At 58.3% G+C, this 393-nt stretch carries 2 protein-coding genes; both read left to right on the forward strand.

The genetic code is table 11. The features are described 5' to 3' along the window. The first annotated feature begins 5 nt into the window (after positions 1-5). A complete protein-coding gene (locus tag QWI16_RS06160; RefSeq protein WP_302711910.1) occupies positions 6-125 on the forward strand; it encodes a DUF465 domain-containing protein in 120 nt (39 codons plus the stop codon). Positions 126-172: 47 nt separating this feature from the next. After that, positions 173-393: AIR carboxylase family protein (locus tag QWI16_RS06165; protein ID WP_302711909.1), on the forward strand; the 221-nt coding region annotated here is incomplete at its 3' end.

Here is a 393-nt window from a genome sequence, read left to right on the forward strand (position 1 = left end):
CGGCCATGGTCGAACGCGGAACCGCCGATCAGTTGACCATTCGCCGCCTGAAAAAGAAAAAACTACGCCTCAAGGACATGATCGCGATCATCGAGGATCGTTTGACGCCGGATATCATTGCGTAAACGACTGCCTTGGCTATAGTGCGCGCTCGCAGAATAAGGGGCGCAGAATGACTGACGTAAAAGTGGGCATCATCATGGGTAGCCAATCGGACTGGCACACCAGGAAAGAAGCAGCCGATGTGCTGGACGAACTGGGCATCGCCTATGAGGCCAAGATCGTGTCCGCGCACCGAACCCCTGACAGTCTGTGGACCTATGGGAAAACCGCCGTCGACCGTGGCTTGCACGTGATCATCGCGGGCGCTGGCGGCGCTGCGCATCTGCCGGG

It is taken from the genome of Gilvimarinus algae, assembly GCF_030518215.1.
Lineage (GTDB): Bacteria > Pseudomonadota > Gammaproteobacteria > Pseudomonadales > Cellvibrionaceae > Gilvimarinus > Gilvimarinus algae.

Bases quoted from the DNA above. Each gene is read 5' to 3' on its own strand.
- QWI16_RS06160 (WP_302711910.1), top strand. From the start codon at position 6: ATGGTCGAACGCGGAACCGCCGATCAGTTGACCATTCGCCGCCTGAAA.